The sequence below is a fragment of the Arthrobacter sp. SLBN-112 genome, from assembly GCF_006715225.1.
Lineage (GTDB): Bacteria > Actinomycetota > Actinomycetes > Actinomycetales > Micrococcaceae > Arthrobacter.
In genome coordinates this window covers 564,181-583,533 of sequence record NZ_VFMU01000001.1, presented here as the reverse complement: position 1 = coordinate 583,533, position 19,353 = coordinate 564,181, and the positions used below count along the sequence as shown (strand labels likewise).

At 66.0% G+C, this 19,353-nt stretch carries 19 protein-coding genes; 8 read left to right on the top strand and 11 right to left on the bottom strand.

Going from position 1 to position 19,353, the window contains the following annotated elements:
• Positions 1–136 precede the first annotated feature (136 nt).
• Together FBY33_RS02765 and FBY33_RS02760 are read right to left on the bottom strand one after the other, a co-directional pair.
• Positions 137–1,642, bottom strand: a complete 1,506-nt coding sequence (locus FBY33_RS02765) for an SLC13 family permease (RefSeq protein ID WP_442858311.1) — start codon at positions 1,640–1,642, stop codon at positions 137–139.
• A 10-nt stretch (positions 1,643–1,652) separates the two neighbouring features.
• On the bottom strand, positions 1,653–2,771 hold the full coding sequence (locus FBY33_RS02760) for a PrpF domain-containing protein (protein WP_142029199.1): 1,119 nt from the start codon (positions 2,769–2,771) through the stop codon (positions 1,653–1,655).
• Between the two features lie 239 nt (positions 2,772–3,010).
• On the opposite strand from FBY33_RS02760, the gene FBY33_RS02755 reads away from it, so the two are divergent.
• From FBY33_RS02755 to FBY33_RS02745, 3 genes are all read left to right on the top strand, one after another.
• On the top strand, positions 3,011–3,949 hold the full coding sequence (locus FBY33_RS02755) for a LysR family transcriptional regulator (RefSeq protein WP_142029198.1): 939 nt from the start codon (positions 3,011–3,013) through the stop codon (positions 3,947–3,949).
• 70 nt (positions 3,950–4,019) lie between these two features.
• Positions 4,020–4,283 (top strand): hypothetical protein, encoded by a 264-nt coding sequence (locus FBY33_RS02750; RefSeq protein ID WP_142029197.1) that lies wholly within the window; start codon positions 4,020–4,022, stop codon positions 4,281–4,283.
• A 3-nt stretch (positions 4,284–4,286) separates the two neighbouring features.
• Positions 4,287–5,219: a threonine/serine dehydratase gene (locus FBY33_RS02745; RefSeq protein ID WP_142029196.1), complete on the top strand. Its 933-nt coding sequence runs from the start codon at positions 4,287–4,289 to the stop codon at positions 5,217–5,219.
• 66 nt (positions 5,220–5,285) lie between these two features.
• On the opposite strand, the gene FBY33_RS02740 is transcribed toward FBY33_RS02745, so the two are convergent.
• The gene (locus tag FBY33_RS02740; protein WP_018770711.1) at positions 5,286–5,636 is read right to left on the bottom strand and encodes a hypothetical protein; all 351 of its coding nucleotides are present in this window, start codon (positions 5,634–5,636) and stop codon (positions 5,286–5,288) included.
• 156 nt (positions 5,637–5,792) lie between these two features.
• Here FBY33_RS02740 and FBY33_RS02735 point away from each other — a divergent pair, with 156 nt between their 5' ends.
• Positions 5,793–6,710, top strand: a complete 918-nt coding sequence (locus FBY33_RS02735) for an SMP-30/gluconolactonase/LRE family protein (RefSeq protein WP_142029195.1) — start codon at positions 5,793–5,795, stop codon at positions 6,708–6,710.
• A 76-nt stretch (positions 6,711–6,786) separates the two neighbouring features.
• Here FBY33_RS02735 and FBY33_RS02730 read toward each other — a convergent pair whose 3' ends face one another.
• The 3 genes from FBY33_RS02730 to hisC all read right to left on the bottom strand — a co-directional run bounded on the left by FBY33_RS02730 (position 6,787) and on the right by hisC (position 9,303).
• Positions 6,787–7,428, bottom strand: coding sequence for an NADPH-dependent F420 reductase (locus tag FBY33_RS02730; protein ID WP_142029194.1), 642 nt, complete (start codon positions 7,426–7,428; stop codon positions 6,787–6,789).
• 70 nt (positions 7,429–7,498) lie between these two features.
• Positions 7,499–8,131 carry a YitT family protein gene (locus FBY33_RS02725; RefSeq protein WP_142032470.1) on the bottom strand — a complete coding sequence of 211 codons (633 nt, stop codon included), beginning with the start codon at positions 8,129–8,131 and terminating at the stop codon, positions 7,499–7,501.
• A 53-nt stretch (positions 8,132–8,184) separates the two neighbouring features.
• The gene (gene hisC, locus FBY33_RS02720; RefSeq protein WP_142029193.1) at positions 8,185–9,303 is read right to left on the bottom strand and encodes a histidinol-phosphate transaminase; all 1,119 of its coding nucleotides are present in this window, start codon (positions 9,301–9,303) and stop codon (positions 8,185–8,187) included.
• 83 nt (positions 9,304–9,386) lie between these two features.
• Between hisC and FBY33_RS02715 the strand changes: the two genes are divergently transcribed.
• Positions 9,387–9,866 (top strand): Lrp/AsnC family transcriptional regulator, encoded by a 480-nt coding sequence (locus FBY33_RS02715; protein WP_142029192.1) that lies wholly within the window; start codon positions 9,387–9,389, stop codon positions 9,864–9,866.
• A gap of 250 nt (positions 9,867–10,116) precedes the next feature.
• On the top strand, positions 10,117–12,111 hold the full coding sequence (locus FBY33_RS02710) for a rhamnogalacturonan lyase (RefSeq protein WP_142032468.1): 1,995 nt from the start codon (positions 10,117–10,119) through the stop codon (positions 12,109–12,111).
• A 73-nt stretch (positions 12,112–12,184) separates the two neighbouring features.
• Here the strand turns inward: FBY33_RS02710 and FBY33_RS02705 are convergent, their stop codons facing one another.
• From FBY33_RS02705 to FBY33_RS20440, 3 genes are all read right to left on the bottom strand, one after another.
• Positions 12,185–13,207 (bottom strand): SRPBCC family protein, encoded by a 1,023-nt coding sequence (locus FBY33_RS02705; protein WP_142029191.1) that lies wholly within the window; start codon positions 13,205–13,207, stop codon positions 12,185–12,187.
• Between the two features lie 176 nt (positions 13,208–13,383).
• The gene (locus FBY33_RS02700) at positions 13,384–16,026 is read right to left on the bottom strand and encodes an exo-rhamnogalacturonan lyase family protein (RefSeq protein ID WP_142032466.1); all 2,643 of its coding nucleotides are present in this window, start codon (positions 16,024–16,026) and stop codon (positions 13,384–13,386) included.
• Positions 16,027–16,164: 138 nt separating this feature from the next.
• Positions 16,165–16,314, bottom strand: a complete 150-nt coding sequence (locus FBY33_RS20440) for a hypothetical protein (RefSeq protein ID WP_200831303.1) — start codon at positions 16,312–16,314, stop codon at positions 16,165–16,167.
• 225 nt (positions 16,315–16,539) lie between these two features.
• Here FBY33_RS20440 and FBY33_RS02695 point away from each other — a divergent pair, with 225 nt between their 5' ends.
• Positions 16,540–17,151, top strand: a complete 612-nt coding sequence (locus FBY33_RS02695) for an NADPH-dependent FMN reductase (RefSeq protein ID WP_142029190.1) — start codon at positions 16,540–16,542, stop codon at positions 17,149–17,151.
• A gap of 91 nt (positions 17,152–17,242) precedes the next feature.
• Here FBY33_RS02695 and FBY33_RS02690 read toward each other — a convergent pair whose 3' ends face one another.
• Positions 17,243–17,719, bottom strand: a complete 477-nt coding sequence (locus FBY33_RS02690) for a sensor histidine kinase (protein WP_142029189.1) — start codon at positions 17,717–17,719, stop codon at positions 17,243–17,245.
• A 169-nt stretch (positions 17,720–17,888) separates the two neighbouring features.
• Between FBY33_RS02690 and FBY33_RS02685 the strand changes: the two genes are divergently transcribed.
• Positions 17,889–18,641, top strand: a complete 753-nt coding sequence (locus FBY33_RS02685; protein ID WP_142029188.1) for a ZIP family metal transporter — start codon at positions 17,889–17,891, stop codon at positions 18,639–18,641.
• Here FBY33_RS02685 and FBY33_RS02680 read toward each other — a convergent pair.
• A complete protein-coding gene (locus tag FBY33_RS02680) occupies positions 18,619–19,335 on the bottom strand; it encodes an ABC transporter ATP-binding protein (protein WP_142029187.1) in 717 nt (238 codons plus the stop codon). The two genes, FBY33_RS02685 and FBY33_RS02680, sit on opposite strands and share 23 nt — an antisense overlap.
• Positions 19,336–19,353 lie beyond the last annotated feature (18 nt).

Below are 19,353 nucleotides of genomic sequence, written 5' to 3'. Positions count from 1 at the left end.
CGGGCGGGCGCAACGTCCCGGGTGGGCTGCAATTCACAGCTGGAAGACAGATTCGGGCAGGAGAGCGGAATTAAAGGGAACAGCCAAACGGCCCGTCAGCACATGCCGACGGGCCGTTTGTGGTGAAAGAGCTGGCCTACATGATGCCGGTGGGTACCAGCAATGCCCAGGCCAGGGCGGGGGCTACCAGCACCACGCCGCCTGCGTAGAACATCAGCTGCTTGTAGACGCGCTGCCGGTCGTCGTCGCGGGCGTTGGCTACGACCAGCGCACCGTCCGTGGAGAAGGGGGAGACGTCGACGACGGTGGCGGCGATGGCCAGGGCGGCAACGGTTCCGGAGGCGCTGAGCGAGCTGGTGGCCAGGAGCGGGCCGGCCAGAGGGATAAACGCGGTCAGCAGGGCGGTGGACGACGCGAAGGCGGAGCCAACGCCGATCACATAGCAGAGGACCAGCGCGATCAGCAGCGGAGCCCCCAGGGCCAGGGCCTGCTCGGCCAGGGTGTCGATGACGCCCACGTGCTGCAGCAGGGACACGTAGGTGATCATGCCGGCCACCAGCAGGACGGTGGACCAGGAGATGCCGCCGATGAAGGTCTTGTGTTCCTTGATATTGATGAATGCGAGCAGCAGGCCGGCGGTGAGGGCCACGAAGCCGATGGGCATGTGGAAACCGAGGGTGCACACCAGCATTGCCGCGATCAGCGCCAGCGTCAGGACCTGCTGGCCGTGCGGGCGCCCGGTGGAGGACGTGTCAACGTCCACGTGCTGCCCGCTTGCGCCGTCACGCAGCTTGCCGATCAGGGCGAACAGGACGATGGTCAGCACCGACAGGATCAGGTTCAGGGCGAAGCTGGCGATGAACAGGCCGCCCTGGGAAATCGGGAAGTCATTCTTCAGTGCGATGTCGTGGACCAGGACGCCGGCCACGGACAGCGGGGAGAAGCCACCGGCGTGTGCACCGTTGATGATGAAGGCGCCCATGACCACCGGGTGGATGCGCGATTCGTACGCGAATCCAATGGCGGCCGGTGCCAGCAGTGCGATGGCGGCGGGGGAGAACGTTCCGAGCGAGGTCAGTGCGGCGGCGATCAGGAAGAACACCCACGGCAGCAGCAGCGTCTTGCCGCGGACCATCCGCACGCAGCCCTTGACGATGATGTCGATGGTGCCGTTCCGCTGGGCCATGCTGAAGAAGTACGTGACACCGATGATGGTCAGGACGATGCTGGCAGGGAACTCTTCGAGGATCTGCTTGTCGGTCATCCCCAGCATGAAGTAGCCGACGCCGAAGGACGCCACGAGCCCCATCACGCCGATGTTCAGCGGCCACTTGGTGGCCACGACGAACATCACCACGAGGATCACCAGCGGGATGATCTGGACAGCGGTCATGGTCGGCTCCGGGTCCGTGGCGGCTCCCTGGTTGAAGATGCCGCCGACAACGAGGGCAATCACACCCAGGATGGCCAGGCCGGCCACCACCCACAGCAGGATACGACGACGCCGGGAGGAAGCGCGCGCGGGGCGCTTATCCTGTGTTTCCGGTACATGAGCTGCGCCGGGCTCCACGCCGTGGGCCGGCACGTCCTTGGTCTGCGGGTCGTCGGCCAGCACATCTTTGGTCTGGACAGTATTGGTCATGATGGTCTCCTCAGAAGGTAGCGCCCGCGAGGGCTGCAGCGGCGGCGCTGCGGGAAACCTCGGGGAGATGGATGATGGTGGTGGCGATGGTGCGGGCCGTGCGGTCGACGCCGACGAGCAGGCTTCCGTCGTGGTCCTCGGTCCACGTTTCGATCACCCCGGCCGGGGTGCGGAGGCGCAGGGTGGCGCCCAGGGGGCCGCCGGTCATGGCGTGCAGCACAGTTCCCGGCGTGCGTGCGGCCAGGGTCAGGGCGATGCTCCCGGTGATGGCCAGCGCCGGGTGCGGCTTGCCCATCGAAAGCATCATGACGTTTACATCGCAGTCCGGGTCCCGGTCAGCGGGAGGTCCGACGACGGCGAGCTTGGGGATGGCGCGGGCCGCGCCGGCGATGGTGGAAACCAGCCCCATCCGCACCGCTGCCTGCCGCCGGATCTGTTCCAGGACGTCGAGTTGTTGTTCGATGCCGGACTGCCAGGTTTCGTAGCGGGCCGGGTCCAGGCCGAGTTCAGCGGCCCGGACCATCACCACAGGAGCTCCGGCATCCACCATGGAGACAGTCCAAGGCGTCCCGCCGGCAGAAATGGTGTCGCTCGGTGCGCCGCTGGGCAGCAGGGCCCCGGTGGTCTTCCCGGCGGGGTCCTGGAAACCCAACCCCACCAAGTGGCCCGCAAACGGTACGCCGGGCATGTGGGCCGACGGTACGTCCGGCAGTTCCCCGGACGGAGTGGCGACGCGCTGGACGATGATCTGGCCGGTGTTCGTGTTCCTGGTGACGACGCGGGTGACGTCGCCGTCCGGAATCACCCACCCCTTCTCGATGGCGTACAGGCCAACTACTGCCGAGCAGTTTCCGCAGTTGCTGCCCCAGTCCACGGTGGCCTCTTCGATGCCTACCTGCGCAAAGGTGAACTCGATGTCCACGCCCTCCCCGGCCGGCCGGTGCAGGATCACTGCCTTGCTGGTGGTGGACGTGGCCCCGCCTACGCCGTCAATCTGCCGGGAGTCGGGACTCCCGTACAGCCGCGGCAGCAGCACATCCAGGCTGGCGCCGCCCTCCTGGAGGTGCCCGGCCTCGAACACCCAGCATTTGCTGGTGCCCCCGCGCATCCATTCCGCTTCAAACCTCATTGTTTCCCACATCTCCTTGTGCCTGATTTTCGTTGTGGCGCCTGAATCGAGAATGAGCCAGATCACAAATTAAGACAATGTTCAATAGCTGAAGAGGGATGTAGCATTGCTTCAATCAGCAGAAGTACGGGGCGCAGGGAGCAGCAATTTTCGCGCTTGCCACTCTAAAACTTCCGCAGGAATCAGGTTTTATTCGAGCGACTTCAGTCAGTGAACTGAATCCAGGGAAGGATGAAGGGTTGCTTCACGAAGAAGAGGACTATTTATTCGATATCCGGCGGCTCGCCCTGCTGCTGGAGGTGGTGGAGCAGGGCTCAATCACCGCGGCAGCCGAGCTGAAGATGTACAGCCCGTCGGCCGTGTCCCAGCAGCTCCGGAAGCTGGAGCAGGAGGTGGGGCAACCGCTGCTGAACCGCCGCTCGCGTGGGGTGGTGCCCACCGAAGCAGGACAGATGCTGGCTGGCCACGCACGCAAGATCGTGCGCCAGATGCGGGCGGCGCAGTCCGACCTGAACCAGTTGGCAGGACTGAACCGCGGCTCCCTGACTGTAGGTACGTTTCCAACGCTGGCGGGATCCTTCCTGCCGCTCGTCATCCGTGCCTTCAAGAAGCGCTACCCCGCGATAGGCCTGTCCCTGCGCAGCGCCCGCTTCGATGAGCTTGTGGCGGACCTCGAATCCGGGGTTACCGGGCTGTGCCTGCTCTGGGACTACCCGTGGAATCCCTTTCATGACGACGCCATCCGCGTCACGGAAGTCTTCCGTGAGAGCACCGTTGTCCTTGTGGCCCGGGGGCACCGGCTGGCCGACCGGGAGGAGGTCAGCATGGAGGATCTTCGCGCCGAATCGTGGATTGTGCGGGCGGAGGCGCACCCGGTGGTGGAGGTGCTTCAGCGGTCCGCCCATGACGCCGGGTTCGAGCCGGTGATTGCCTTCCAGGCGAACGACTACCAGGAGGCCCAGGCGATGGTGAGCGTGGGGATGGGGGTGGCCATGGTCCCCAAGACCGCAGTGGCACTGCAGCACCCCGACGTGCGGGTACTGAGCCTGGGCGAGGCTGCGCCGCTGCGCAGGGTATTGCTGGCGCAGCGGCAGGACAAGGTGTACGCCCCGGCGGAGGTCGCCTTCCACTCAACCCTGCTGGAAATCGCGCGGGAACGGGCCGGCGACTACCTCTAGACCGTAGGCTGGAGGCCGGGCGGGGTTACCCGGCCGGTTGCACAGCAGTCCCCAGGTGAAAGGCAGGACCATGACCGTTTCCAGCGACGATCCCCAGAACACCGCAGACCTTCGCGGACCGGGAGACCCGGACGAGGCCAGCAACGAAGCCAAAGAGGCGCCGCAGGCCGGCATGCACCCTGAACAGCCGGGTGCGTCGAACATCCGGGAGGAACAGCAGGCACACGCTGCCGGCACAGTCCCGGCGTCGTACGTGGGCGGCGGGGCAGCGGCGCCGGAGCACAAGCCCGAAGAGGCGCTGGAGGAGCCCGGCACGTGGGATGACGAAGTCTGACGGATGATCACCCGCGCCGATATCGACCAGGCCGCGCACCGGACCGCCGGCCTCATCCGCAGGACGCCGGTCCTGCAGGCTGATCCTGACGGATTCAAGGGCCAGGTCTGGTTCAAATGCGAATTCATGCAGCACACGGGCACGTTCAAGGCCCGGGGTGCGCTCAACCGGATCCTGGCAAACAAGGAGCGGGGTGAATTGCGGGCGGACGTGGGCGTTGTGGTGGCGTCCGGCGGAAACGCGGGCCTGGCCAACGCCTATGCGGCCAGGCAGCTCGGGGTGCCCGCAACCGTCTTCGTGCCGGAAGCAGCGCCGGCCGTCAAAGTCAGCAAACTGAAGGCCATCGGCGCCACCGTGGTCCAGGGCGGCGCGGAGTACGCAGCCGCCTACCAGGCCGCCGTCGTGCACGCGGAGGAGACCGGCGCCATCTACTGCCATGCCTATGACCAGCCGGAAATCGCCGCGGGTGCCGGGACCGTTGGCTCGGAGTTACTGGAACAGGTGCCGGACGTGGACACCGTGTTGGTGGCCGTCGGCGGCGGCGGGCTGATGGCGGGAGTAGCTGCCGCCGTCGAAGGCTTTGCCAAAGCCGTGGCCGTTGAGCCCGAAACCGCCCCCACCCTGCACGCTGCGCTGGCGGCGGGCAAGCCGGTGGACGTAGCGGTATCGGGAGTGGCGGCGGACTCCCTGGGCGCCCGGCGCGTAGGCGACATTGGATTCTCCGTCGCGGTCCGCTGCGGCGTCGAAAGCGTCCTGGTCTCCGATGAACAGATCATTGCCGCACGCTCCGCGCTGTGGAACGACTACCGGATAGTTGTGGAGCACGGCGCTGCAGCTGCCTACGCCGCGCTGACCTCCGGCGCCTACGTGCCGGGGAAGGATGAACGTGTTGCGGTCATCCTGTGCGGCGCCAATACGGATCCGGCCACGCTCTAGGCCCGGACACGAAAAGGGGACCGGCCGCCTGTCCGCAGGCGGCCGGTCCCCTTTTAGGCGGGTGGTTTAGCCGCCGGCCTGGCCGCAGAACTTGCTGTACGTGCTGCCTGCTTCCTGGTAGCCCGACTGGAGATCGGCCAGCTTGTCCTTGTCCGGGTTTTCCTTGGCCTGCTCATCCGTGTACGCAAGGATCGAGGCCAGGGCGGGCTTGAGATCGTCCGAGGCAACCGCGTGGATGGGGCGGATCTGGTTTGCGAGGTTGTTCATGCCCGTCTTGCCGGCGTTGTTGGCGGGGTTCGACACAACGGCCTGGATCCGCTCACAGGTTTCAGCGGTGGACAGTTGGTGCGTGGCGGAGCAGGCCGTGGCGGAAGCAACGAGGCCGGCGGCAAACAGGGCTGTGGCGAATTTCTTCATGGGTCCCTCAGTAGTGGTCAGAGGTTTCGATTGTAAGCAGATTGGGTAGCCCCATGCCTTCGCAAGCCCAATACGGGCGCTTAAACTAGCAGCACCAATCGTGCGGAGCTTCCGCAGATGGGCCCCGCGCGCATCAACCCAGACTAAGGAACCAGCATGCGCCAAACAGTACGCCGCCGTGCCGCCGCCGGGCTCGTGGCCTCGTTTTCATTGCTTCTTCCCACTGCCCTTCCGGCGCTGGCCGCGCCGGATCCCAGGGAGATCGTGCTCGACGGCGCCACCTCCGCCGAGGGCATCGCGGCAGGGGAGGGCAAGACTTTCTACGCAGGCGAGCTCACCACTGGCGATATTTTCCGCGGCGATATCCGCAAGGGCACCGCAACCCGCTTCATCGACGCTCCCACCGGCCGCGCCGCCGCCGGGATGAAGGCCGATACCTGCAACGATCTGCTGTTTGTGGCAGGGGGAGCCACCGGCAAGGCGTTCGTTTACAGCACCGAAACCGGCACGCCCGTTGCCGACTTCGACCTGGGCAAAGGGTTCATCAACGACGTTACGCTCACCGGCGACGGAGCCTGGTTCACCAATTCAGCGGCGGCGGAACTCTACTTCCTGCCGGTGGGCGAACACGGCCACCTGGGCAAGGTGAAGACCCTCAAGCTCAGCGGCCCGGCGTCGGAGCTCACGCAGGGGTTCAACCTGAACGGCATTGCCGCCTCTGAGGACGGCAAGGTGCTCATTGTGGCCCACTCCATGAACGGAGCCTTGTACACGGTCAACCCCAGGAACGGTAAGAGTGCCGCGATCAACGGCGCCAGCGTACCGTTTGTGGACGGCATCCTGGTGCGCGGCGACAACGTCTGGGCGGTCCAGAACCAGCTGAACCAGATAACGCGCCTTGATCTTTCCAGTGACCTGTCCTCCGCCGAGGCTAGGAACATCATCAAGAGCGACGCATTCAATATCCCCACCACCGTGGCCCTGTTCGGTGAGGGCACTCTCGCTGCGGTCAATGCCCAGTTCAACCAGCCGCCAAGCCCGTTCGAAGTGGTGCTGGTACCCGCGTGGAAGTAGTGCCGAAATCAGAAAACTGGCTGGCAGTAGGAACTGCCAGCCAGTTTGACGGGACGAAAGTTATGGAGGGGGCGGATCAGACAGTCCGGGGCGCCTTGGCCAGGTTGTCCTTCAGCTCCAGCGCGTTCTGCCGTTTCACGTAGGCAGGGCGGTCCCGCTCGACGCGCCAGCTCTCGGACAGCGGCCCGACGTCCACGGTGTCGAAGCCGAATTCGTCGTAGAGGCGGGTTACCAGCTCCGCTGCTTCGGGGTAGTTGCTGGCGGTGGCCAGCGCACGCCGGTTTTCGGTGCCCGCCGGGGTTCCGTCGGTGGTGATGTCCTTGGCCATAATGTGGTTGAAGCCTTTGGCCACCTTGGACTGGGGCAGGTGCTCCTGCAGCAGGCCCGAGGTGGTGGCTTCACCGTTGTCCAGGGCGGGGATCCTGCCGTCCCGCTCCCAGTAGTAGTTGTTGGTGTCGATCACAATCTTGCCCGCGAGCGGCTCCACGGGAACGTCCTTGTAGTTCTTCAGTGGCACTGTGACCACGGCGAAGTCGCCGGCGGCTGCCGCTTCAGCTGCCGTGGCCGCCCTGGCTTTGGGGCCAAGTTCAGCAACCAGGTCCTGGAGGGTTTCCGGGCCTCGGGAGTTGCTGATGACTACGTCGTAGCCCAGTTCCACGGCCTTCCGTGCAACCTGGCTTCCAATATGTCCTGCACCGATGATTCCGATTGTTGTCATATGGGCGCCAACGCAGGTCCCCGCGCAGATATTTCAGCGGCCTGCGGGGAATAAATGCCCGGTCACCTGCCTACTTCCCCAGGTAGCGGCCCGGCCGGTGGTTCAGGGCAAGGATCAGGTTCAGGAGGGTGGCCCCGGCCGCGGACAGCAGCACCATCAGCGGCGTCACGAGGATGAGCGATGCCAGGACGATGGCCACGTCCAGCACCATCTGCACATAGCCGGCCCGCCATTTCAGCTTTTCCTGCAGCAGCAGGGCCAGGATGTTGAAGCCGCCCAGGCTGGACTGGTGCCGGAACAGGATCAGGAGGCCGACGCCGGCGAGCAGGTTTCCGCCCAGCACGCCGTACACCGGGTCAATATGCAGCGATCCCAGGGCGGCAGGGTGCAGGCTGGCCATCACCGAGACCAGGGCGATGGCGGCACCGGTGCGGAGGGCGAAGTTCCAGCCTTTCTTCCACACCGCCAGGGCGAAGAACGGCAGGTTCACCGTGAAGAAGATGACGCCGAATGGCAGCGCGACCGAATAGCTGAGCAGCAGCGCCAGGCCGGCGGTACCGCCGGTCACCGCCCCGCTCGACTTGAGGAGGAACAGTCCCAACGACGCGGCGAAGGTGCCGGTCAGGATGCCCAGGACGTCCTCAACCACAGAATGACGGACGGCCGACGGCGGCGCTGAAGGTGCCGCCGTCGGCCCTTCCATGTGCGGGGCGGGGGCAGCAGGGGTTGCGGCAGCAGGTGCTTCTGTGGAGGTACTCACTGGGCCGTGCCCGCCCCGCGCAGGAACCGCGCGCGGTCCGCCAGGACAGCAAGGACACGATCATTCGTGGCTTTATCGGCCAGGGTGATGCGTACACCGTCGACGGCATAGCCGCGGACCAGGATGTCGGCGTCTGCCAACGCATCGAGCAGCCGCACGCGCAGATCGTCGTCGGCACGCAGCCAGTAGAAGTTGGCCTGGCTGTCCGGCACATCCCAGTCGTAGCTCCGAAGCGCCTCGATGACCCGGGTGCGCTCCCGGGCTACCGCCTCGGTCCGCTCAAGGACCTCGTCCTCGGCCGCCAGTGATGCAACAGCGGCCGCCTGCGCCATCCTGTTGACGCCGAAGGGGACGGCGGTGCGGCGGAGGCCTTCCGCAATGTCGGGGCGGGCTATGGCGTAGCCGATCCGCAGGCCTGCGAGCCCGTATGCCTTGGAGAAGGTCCGCAGGATGCACAGGTTGGGGTAGCGGCGGTAGAAATCCAGCGAATTCACGCCTGGACCGCGCTGGAACTCGATGTAGGCCTCGTCCAGCACCACCAGCACGCGCGGCGGAACGGAGCGGAGGAACTCCTCCAGGGCGGCCTCACTGATGGACACGCCCGTGGGGTTATTGGGCGAGCATAGGATCACCAGACGGGTGCGGTCGGTGATGGCCGCGGCCATGGCGTCGAGGTCATGGTGTTCGTTGGCCAGCAGCGGCACGGGGACCGAAACGGCGCCTGCCACTGCCACCAGGATGGGGTAGGCCTCGAACGAACGCCACGCGTACACCACCTCGTCGCCGTGGCCGCAGACGGCGGAGATGATCTGCTGCAGCACCCCCGAGCTTCCCGGCCCGGCGGCAATTTCCCCGGCGCTGACACCGAAGTGGCGGGCGATGGCATCCCTTGCCTCCACCGCACCCATGCTGGGGTACCGGTGGATCCTGCCCGCCTCGACTGAGATGGCTTCGATGACAGATGGCAGGGGAGTGAAATGGCTTTCATTCGAGGCCAGGGCAGCGGTCAGGGCAGACTGCGCGCTCTTGCCGGCCACGTAGGCGGGAAGCTGGGCGACGGCGGCGCGGACCTCGGGTGCCGCGGCTTCGGGAAGGGTGCTGGTCATGGACAGCATGGTGCGCGGATTCAGGACGTTTGCGCAACACAACTGTTTGGTGGAGGACAGATCGGGGCTGTATGAAGGGTGGGGGTGGCAAAATGCTTAGTATGCACCTCATCGATGCTCTTGATGCAGAGATCCTCCTCACACTTGACCAGGACCCCCAGGCCACCGTGCTGTCCCTCTCAAGGACGCTGGGTGTGGCGCGGAATACTGTGCACGCCCGGCTCCGCCGCCTTGCCAGCGACGGGAGCCTGGCGCCCTTCAGCCAGCGGGTGCGAACGGAAGCGCTGGGCCTGCCGCTGCTGGCCTTTATCTCCATTTCCATCAGCCAGTCCTCCAGTGACATTGCTGTGGCGGCACTGCAGACCATCCCGGAAATCATCGAGATGCATGCCACCACCGGTGACGCTGACCTGCTCGCCAAGGTGGCCGCGAAGGACCCGGCCGACCTGCATCGCATCACCAACGCGATGCTGGCGATTGACGGCGTCGTCCGCACCAGCACGGCCATGTCCCTGGTGGAGGTCATGCCCACCCGCACCCTCCCGCTGCTGCAGGCGGCAACACGCAGATAGCGGCACAGTGGCGATTGTAGAAGCAAACGCAATAGAACAAATTCTCCCAATAACTTTCGGTCAAACTGTTGACGGGCTTTGTCAGGCGCTGATAAACCTGAAGGGCAGAAAGCGTTTCCTCGCAGCCCAACTCCCCTCGAAATCACTTTTGAGGGCATGTGCGGCTGGTGAATGAAACGTTACAAAACTGTCGTGCGGCAGACTCAGCTGCCGCCGCATCAAAGGAGATGTTCTTTTGGCACACCCCTCAATGTGTTCCCCGAAGTCCCCGGCGGGCAGAGCCTGGAAGGTGGCCCCTGCCGCAGCCGCGGCCACTCTCGCCGCAGCGGCTCTCGCTTTCACCGGCGTCCCGTTCGCCGCTGCTGATCCCGGCCAGTCAATCCCGGCAGCCCCGGCAGCCCCGGCAGCGTCCGGACCCACGCGCCAGGTGGAAAACCTGGACCGCGCCCCGGTGGCAGTGCTCACGGACCAGGGCGTCACCCTGGGCTGGCGGATGCTGGGCCTGGACAAGGACAGCGTGGGCTTCCATGTCATCCGCGACGGCGTCCAGATCACCGACGAGCCCATCCGCAGCACCACCACCTATGTGGACCCGACGGGAACGGCGGCCTCGAAGTACGTCATCAAGACGGTGGGCAACGGCAATGGGCAGGACAAGCTCAGTGCGGAGTTCAGCCCGCTGGCGCAGAACTACCTGCCCATCAAACTGGACAAGCCGGCCGATGGCGTCAGCAAGGACGGTAAGCCGTACACCTACACGGCCAACGATTCGACCGTGGCGGACCTGGACGGCGATGGCGCATACGAAATCATCCAGCTCTGGAACCCCTCCAACGCGCAGGACAACTCCAAGTCCGGCTACACCGGCAACGTATACGTGGACGCCTACAAGATGGACGGCACCAAGCTGTGGCGCATCGACCTGGGCCACAACATCCGGGCCGGTGCCCACTACACCCAGATGCTGGCCTATGACTTCGACGGCGATGGCAAGGGTGAAGTGGCCTTCAAAACGGCGGACGGCACCACCGATGCGGCAGGGACCGTCATCGGCGATCCGGCGGCGGATTACCGCACCAGCGCCGGCTACGTCCTGTCCGGGCCGGAATTCCTCACGGTGTTCAACGGCGCCAGTGGCACCATCATGGACACCGTTCCCTACGATCCGCCCCGCGGAAGCGTTGCCGCCTGGGGCGACGGCTACGGCAACCGTGTTGACCGTTTCCTTGCCGGCGTGGCGTACCTCGACGGTGAACACCCGTCCCTGATGTTCAGCCGCGGCTACTACACGCGCACCGTCCTGGTCACATATGACCTGGTCAACGGCAAGCTGGTCAAGCGGTGGAAGTTTGATTCGGACGTTGCCGGCGCCGAGTACAAGGGCCAGGGCAACCACAACCTGTCCGTGGCGGACGTGGACCAGGACGGCAAGGATGAGTTCGTCTTCGGCTCCATGACCATCGACGACGACGGCACCCCGCTGTACAACACCAAGCTGGGCCACGGCGACGCCATCCACACCGGTGATCTGGACCCCTCACGGCCTGGCCTGGAGACCTTCGCCGTGCACGAGAGCATGAGCCAGAGCGGCAACCGCGGAGCCACATTCCGCGATGCCGCAACAGGTGAGGTGCTGTGGAGCATTCCCGCGGTCAAGGACACCGGCCGCGGCGCCACCGGCGACATCGACCCCCGCTTTCCCGGTTCGGAAAGCTGGGCCGTAGGCGGCGACGCTGCCTGGAACTCGCCCGTCGGGTTCCTGATGTCCGCCAAGGGCGAGCGGATTTCGGACAAGATCCCGGCCGCCAACTTCATGGCGTGGTGGGACGGCGACCTGCTGCGGGAAATCGTCGACCACGACTTCAATGCCGAGGCCGGCGTGGGCGTACCCACCATCTCCAAGTGGAACTGGGAGACCGAAACCAGCGACCGGCTCCTGACGGCCACCGGCGCCCGCACCAACAACCACACCAAGGGAAACCCGTCACTTCAGGCGGACCTGCTGGGCGACTGGCGCGAGGAGCTGGTGTTCCCGTCCGCGGACAGCACCGAGCTGCGGGTTTACACCACCACCTCGCCCACCGGGGTCCGGCTCCGCACCCTGATGCACGACCCGATGTACCGGACCGCGGTAGCCCGCGAAACAGTGGGCTACAACCAGCCTCCACACCCGAGCTTCTTCATTGGCGAGGGCATGCAGACCCCCGCCGCGCCGGCAGTCTTCTACGCAGGAAAGGCCAAGTAACCCACCCTGCATAACGGCAAAGTGCCGCCCGCCTTGGGGGAAGGCGGGCGGCACTTGCTTTTGCGGGTGGCGGTCAGTGGCCGCCGAGGTTGCCACCGACAGGCGGCAGGCCGCCGTCGTTGCGGTCATCCCCGCGCCGTTCTCCGGCGCTCAGGTTCTCACCCTCGAGTGTTTCATCGGACTCACCCGTGGTGTCCACCAGGCCGTTGGTCTGGTCGAAGGTGTGGCCGATCCTGCCGTCATCCAGGTCGGCGAGGGAGCCGGAGGTGCCGGCTGCCGACGTCGTGCCTGCCGTTGTGGTGTCAGCTGTCCCCGTGCCCGGGTAGGCGCTGCCAGTGGTGGCGCCGGTGGTGAGGGGCTCGGCTGGGACTGCGCGGGCGGTGCCGGTGGATGAAGTGTCTGTGGTGGTCGTGTCCGTCGTCAGCGGGGTGACGGTGGCCGGCTCCCCGGGAGTTACTGGCGTTACCGTTTCATCGGCAGCCGCTGTTTCTCCCTTGTTGCCGCTGGCAGCCATGGCTGCTGCTGCGCCGGCCGCCGCTGCGATGCCCACGCCGGCAGCAACCTTGCCGGAGACGCCGGCCTTGCCGGAATCACCGCGGGATGCGCCCGCGTGCTCAACGCCGGGCGTGCCCACAGTGGCGCCGGGGTTGACGGTACCGCGCCATGCACCGCTGGCGTAGCCTTCGTCCTCGATGAATTCCTTGAACCGCTGGAGGTCGGCCTCGGCCTGCCGGTCCACGACGTTGAGCTTGTCGCCCACCTTCTCAATCAGGCCTTCGGGTTCGTATTCGAGGGTCAGCCGGATGGAGGTCTGGCCGCCTCCCACGTCTTCGAATTCCACAGCGCCGGCGTTCGTGGCACCTTCGGTTGCGGCCCAGGCAACCTTGCGGTCCGGAACCTGCTCCAAAATCTTGGCTTCCCACTGCCTGCGGACGCCGCCGATCTCGGCCACCCACTCCAGCCGGTCATCACTGAGCTGGGTCACGCTCTTGACGCCGCCCATGAAGTGCGGGAACTCCTCGAACTGCGTCCACTGGTTATAAGCGGTGCTCACCGGTACGTTCACCAGAATGCGTTTTTCCACCTTCGTGCTCATAACGTCTCCTTCGCTTTGCTACCGGGAACTGATGAGTAGGAAAAATCATCAGCATGCTTACCAACATACCTTTTGGGTGCGGATGTTTCCAGAGCCTCACTTCAGCGGGCATGGAAAACCGCGACGGCGGCACGTGGGTGGGTGCCGCCGCCGCGGTCTGTTTGGGGCCGGCAGCGTCAGCCCAGGTACTGGCCCACCAGTGCCAGGTTCTGGATGACTGCGAGCCCGAACTGGGCGGTGTCGTTGGTGGAGACGGTGGGCGCTTCGTCCACTGGCAGCAGCACGTGCGGCGGCGCGATCCTGCGGAGCGTGAAGGCGGATTCGTGGTTCAGGTGCTCGCCGCCCTTGGCGAAGTTCTGCCACGCGCGGGCTGCCAGATCAGGGTCGTTCAGCTTGGCCGCCGCGTAGGCTGTCAGCCGGCTGTGCGCCTGGGTGAGGTAGATGCCGTCGAGCGGCTGGCCCACGGCATCCACCTGCTCCTCCTTGCTGGCCAGGAACAGGCGGCAGTACTGCAGCCACGCCCGCTCGAACTCCGGATCGTCCACCAGATCCACCAGTTCGCTGCAGATCTCCACCAGGCCGAACACGGCGCTGAGGTGCGAAACCGAGATCATTTCCCGACCCGTATCGAACCGGCCCTTGTCCAGGTGGTACAGCGCTTCGCCCGTGAGGAATCCGTACTTGAGCTTGCCGATGTCCGCCATGGTGCCCAGCAGCCGGTCCCGGGACCGCGGGTTGCCGGTGCGTTCCCAGTCTGTCAGCCACGTGGCGGCGAGTGAGCCCCAGTCCGTCCCCAGGCCCACGCCGAGTGCGTCGCGGTTGGGACGGTAGGTGGCGGCGTCGGGCCGTACTTTGCGGACCGGGTCGAGGCCCAGGAAGTTCTGATCGCTGTCCACCAGTTCGGTGAGCAGGTCCCCGGTGCGCTCGTCCGCGGTGAGGTAGTAGTAGAAGCGGCGGTAGGCGGGCGTGCTGATCCGCAGCTGCTTGGCGCTGCAGCCCCAGTGCTGGACGTTGTGCCGGGAACCCAGGCCCTTCCAGGGGCCCAGGTGGTAGACGTCCACCTCGCCGGTGTGGCGTGTCATAGCCTCGGCGAACCGGAAGATGTCCGCCCGGCCGGAGCGCAGGTAGGAGTACCAGAGCCAGAGGTCGGGGGAGAGCTCGGAGTTGTCCCACGCGTAGCCGCCTACGTCGTACCGCCACACGTGCCGGTCAAAGTCGTAGGTGTGCATCACGTCGCCGTAGTTCCAGAAGCCGTACCAGCGCCTCTGTTCCACCTGGCCGGCGTAGAAATCGAACAGGAAGTCCAGCCGGTCCTCCAGCCGTGCCCGCGTCGGAGTGCTGCGGTCCACCGGATCCCAGTCGCCGAAGACGCCAGCCGCGTGCAGGTATTCCGGTGCGGCCTGCAGGAGGGCGGGGGTGGAGGCGGCCGCAGCGTCGGCGGCGAGGCCTTCGGTGGTCGGGGTGGCTTCGTAGGCGAACAGGGTCAGCTCATGCGTCCGGGCGATTCCGGTGGGGCTGCCGAAGCCCGGCTCGTAGTCCTCATAGGTGATCTCCAGGCCTTCGAGCTGTTCCCCGAATGTGTCCTGCCCCAGGCCGTCATGGTAGAAACGCAGGTCCATCGGCTGCGCCTCGGGGGAGTAAAGCCAGGCGGTCAGTGATGCTTCGTCCGTGCCCGCGCCGCGGATGTCCAGCTGGCCCGGGTGGGACTGCCAGAAATCCTTGATCCCCACACCCAGGCCGCCGCGGCTATCGCTCAGGGAGCAGAAACCGGCGGCGCGGGTGCCCCCGGAGATCCCTACCCACCCGTGGCCGGCGGCGGTGCGCTTGCGCAGCTCAAATCCATCAGCGCTGAGCTGGCTGAGGGTGTAGTCGCCCCAGCTGGGGATCAGGTGAAGACGGTTTGAGACTTCCGGATTCCAGGTGTCGGCCGGGGGAGTGGGGCGGCCGGCGATCTGCGACTCCCGCACCTGCTCTCCCGGGTCCCTGCGGAGCCCGGTAAGGCCGCGGACCGCTTCGGCAAGGAAGCCGCCGTCGGCGCCCGCGATGCGGATGTGCCGGTCATGTAGTTCAGCCTCCAACGGGACCGTGAACCGCACCCCCAGCCCGGCCAGGAAATCACGGTCCGCGTCGCCGTCCCAGATGAACGAATGCACCATTCGGACGCTGCGGGCGTTGGCGTGAAAGTGGAAACGGACCACAAACGGCAGCCAGTCCGGCCTTCCACTCTCCGGCGCATCCGGGCGGTGGTTGCCTTCAAGCCGTACTACGGCACGCACGGGACCGCTTTGTTCCAGCACGACGGCGGTGACGCCGCCGGTGAACGCGTCCCGGTCAACCCTTCCCGCACCCTCGGAAACGCTGTCCTGCAGCAGGCTGACCAGCCGGGCATCCCGGGCAACTTCCCGCCCGTCGCGGGAAAGGCTGCTGAAGAGGGTGGACCCGCTGCGCTTGATCACCATCTGCAGGACTCCGGTGTCCACGGTGAGCGCGTCGGCACTTTCGGTGACCGTGACGGACATGTCGGACGACGGCGGCTGGCCGGCGGCGGAGGTTGTGCCGCCGTCGGCCGTCACGTGGTAGCTGCCCGACGGCGTGTCCGTGGCCGGGAGCGCGATACCCGCCCACTTCAAGGAGCCGTCCGGCCATGTTGCCAATGGCCAGGCCTGGCTGGGGAGCATTGTGCCGCTGCTGTTGGCAACGGCCAGAGCCTCCGTGCCGGGCACGGTCCCCCGCGGGAACGGCATGCCCCACGTGGTTCCGCCGCTGATTTCTGCTGGTGCCTGTCCGTCGATCCACCTGATGAGGGTGCTGTCCGTCATGTCATCCAATTCCACTGGTGATTGCTGCGCGAAGAAGTCCCCGCCGAAGCGGGAAAGCGCTTTCTCGATGGAACTACAACGTAGTAGACCAGTGGCGTGCATGCAAGGGGGTGGTGTCAGGCAGAAGTCGGGAGGGAGTTACTTTTTGGCGTCCCCGTCGTCGTCCGGTCCCTCGGCCGGGTCCTGGGTGTGGACGCGGATGTCGGTGGGGTCCACGTCCGGATCGCCTTCGGCGGGCGCTTGGTTGTGGACCCGGTCGTCGTCGTCCCTTGAACGATTTTCAGTCATGGCTGCTCCTCGTGGCGGTGGATCGCGGTACCCCTCATTCAGCGCCCCGCTCCCGGACCTGTCAAGGACCTTCCACCCCCTCTGGCCGCGGCCGGGCTTGTTGTGCTGGACTGGTGGCGCAGTGAGCACCAACAGCCGTTTCTTTGCCACCGGGCCTGGGTACGGCACTATTTCCAGCCCAAACCAAGCCAGCCGGCGCGGCCCGGCTGTTGGAAAGGATCACGCATGGCAACGTACAAGATTGGATACTTCGTGGGCAGCCTGGCGGCCGGCTCCATCAACCGGACCCTGGCCAAGGCCCTGATCAAACTCGCCCCGGAGGACCTGGAATTCACCGAGATCCCCATCAAGGACCTCCCGCTCTACAGCTACGACTACGACGCCGATTTCCCGCCCGAAGGCCGTGCCCTCAAGGAAGCCATCGAGGCCGCGGACGGGATTCTGTTCGTGTCCCCGGAATACAACCGCTCCATCCCGGGAGCCCTGAAGAACGCCATCGACTGGGGCTCCCGTCCTTGGGGAACCAACTCCTTTGCCCGCAAGCCGACCGGCATCATCGGCGCTTCCCCCGGCAGCATCGGCACCGCTGTGATGCAGTCCTCCATGCGCGCCGTCCTGAGCTTCCTGGACGCACCGCAGCTGAACGCCCCGGAGGCGTACGTCAAGTACGATCCCGCGGTTTTCGGGGACGACGGCGCGGTCAAGGATGAGTCAACCGCCAAGTTCCTGGGCCACTACATGGAGGAATATGCGGCCTTCGTGGCCAGGGTCCTGGCCGCCAATGCTCCAGGTCATATCGGCGACCTGGAGCCGGACGCCGCCAAGCTCTCCCGCTGATTCCCCGCGGTCTTCATAAGGCGTACGGATGCCCGCCGTCCCAGCAACGGCGGGCATCCGAGTCTATTGGCCGGCATGGTGCGCCGGCGGGTCAGTCAAGCGGCAGTGTCACCGTCACGCTGGTGCCTTGGCCGGGAGTGGAACTGATGTCCATCGCACCGCCGGCTTCCTGCACGGCCACCGCCATGAGCCGCAGGCCGTACCCGTGGTGCCGCCCGCACGTGGCGAGGTTGCTGTCAAAGCCTGTGCCGTCGTCGGCCACTACCAGGCGGATGCCGTGGTCAACGGCCGCCAGTTGGATGTTCAGTGTGGATGCGGACGAGAACTTGAACGCGTTGCTGAGCACCTCGCGGGCGGACTGGTACAGGAGGGACGCGCAGTCCGCCGGGATCTCGACGCCCCAGTGCGGAGTATCCCAGTGGACCGCGGTCCCGCGCTGCCGCAGGGGTGCGGTGAGCCGGTCGATGCATCCGGCGAGCCCCAACGTGTGGAAATCCAGCGGCTGCTTGTCCGTCAGCACGCCTCCCACGGTTGTGACTTCGTTGTCCAACGCTGTTCTGCTTCCCATGACTTCCTGCTCCCCACAAGCTGGTTTTGTCCTATGGCTTCAGCGTGGACCAGTAAGGTCTAGGGATCGCAAGGTTTGCCTCAAGATCGCATCAATTCGGCGCGCGGACCGTGACGGGGTGCACTGCTGCCCTTCGTTTCATTTCCGCCGCACTGGGGACGGAAGACGTATGCCTACTTGGTTGATGTCGCTGTTATGGGGCACCGGTGCCGGTGCAGCCCTGGTCCTGGGAGCTGCCGTGTCCTGGCGGTGGTCCATCCCGTCCAAAATCGTGTCCACGATCATGGCCTTTGGCGCCGGCGTGCTGATCTCGGCGCTTGCCTTTGAGCTGGTGGACGAGGCCGTGAAGGGCGGCGGACTGTGGCCCACGGTGGCGGGCTTCCTGGCCGGGGCGGTGGTGTACGTGGGCGCCAATATGGTCCTGGCGCGGGCCGGCGCCAAGCACCGCAAGCGGTCCGGAGACCAGCAGCCCTCCGAGAAGGACAACCCGGGCAGTGGCACGGCCATTGCCGTGGGCGCCCTGTTGGACGGCGTTCCGGAATCAGTGGTTTTGGGCGTCGGCCTGCTGGCCGGGGGAGCGGTGAGTCCCGCCATGCTGGCGGCCGTCTTCATCTCCAACGTGCCGGAGGGACTGTCCGGTACGGCCGGCATGAAGAAGGCCGGCCGGAGCAGGGGTTATGTGTTCGGGCTCTGGGGCGGCATCGCAGTCCTCAGCGGGCTGGCCGCGCTGCTGGGATACGTGACGCTGGAAAACGCGCCGGACGAGCTGGTCGCCTTCATCACCTCCGTTGCGGCCGGCGGCATCCTGGCGATGCTCGCGGACACCATGATTCCCGAGGCCTTCGAAGAGCACCACAACCTCACCGGGCTGACCGCTTCCGTGGGGTTCCTGACGGCATTTACGGTGCACCACTTGGGGTAAGGGCCGGGACCGGTACCGTCAGCCGGCCGTCCCGCATGGTGGCCACGGCGTCCGTCAGCGGCACGAACTCGGTGTCATGGGTGACCATCACCGTTGCCACCCTGAATTCGGTGGTCACCTGGCGCAGCAGGGCGATGATCGAGGCGCTGCGCTCGTGGTCCAGCGCGGCGGTGGGCTCGTCCACCAGCAGCACCGTGGGACTGCCCATGAGTGCCCGGGCGATGTTCACCCGCTGCCGCTGCCCGCCGGAAAGCTGGTGCGGCAGCTTCCGGGCGCTGGCGGAGAGGCCCACAACGTCCAGCAGTTCCGCTGCCCTGGTCCGTGCCGCCTTGGCAGGCTTCCCGCGCAGGTGGTCGCTGATGATGAGCTGTTCGACGGCGGTGAGCGAGGGCAGCAGGTTGGGTTGCTGGAAGATGATGCCCAGTTTGCCGCGGCGCAGGGCGGTGAGCTCCTTGTCCTTGAGGGCAGTGGTGTCGGTGCCGTCGATCGTGACCTGCCCGCGGGTGGGGCGGACCAGGGTGGCGGCAACGGCCAGGAGGCTGGATTTGCCGGAGCCCGACGGCCCCACAAGCGCCACGAGCTGCCCGGCCTGTGCCGTCAGGGTGACCCGGTCCAGGGCCGTGGTGGTTCCGCCGCCGTCCGGGTATTCGAGGGTGACGTTGACCAGGCTGAGGGGCGCGGGGATGGAGGACATAAGGGTGTTCCTTTCGGG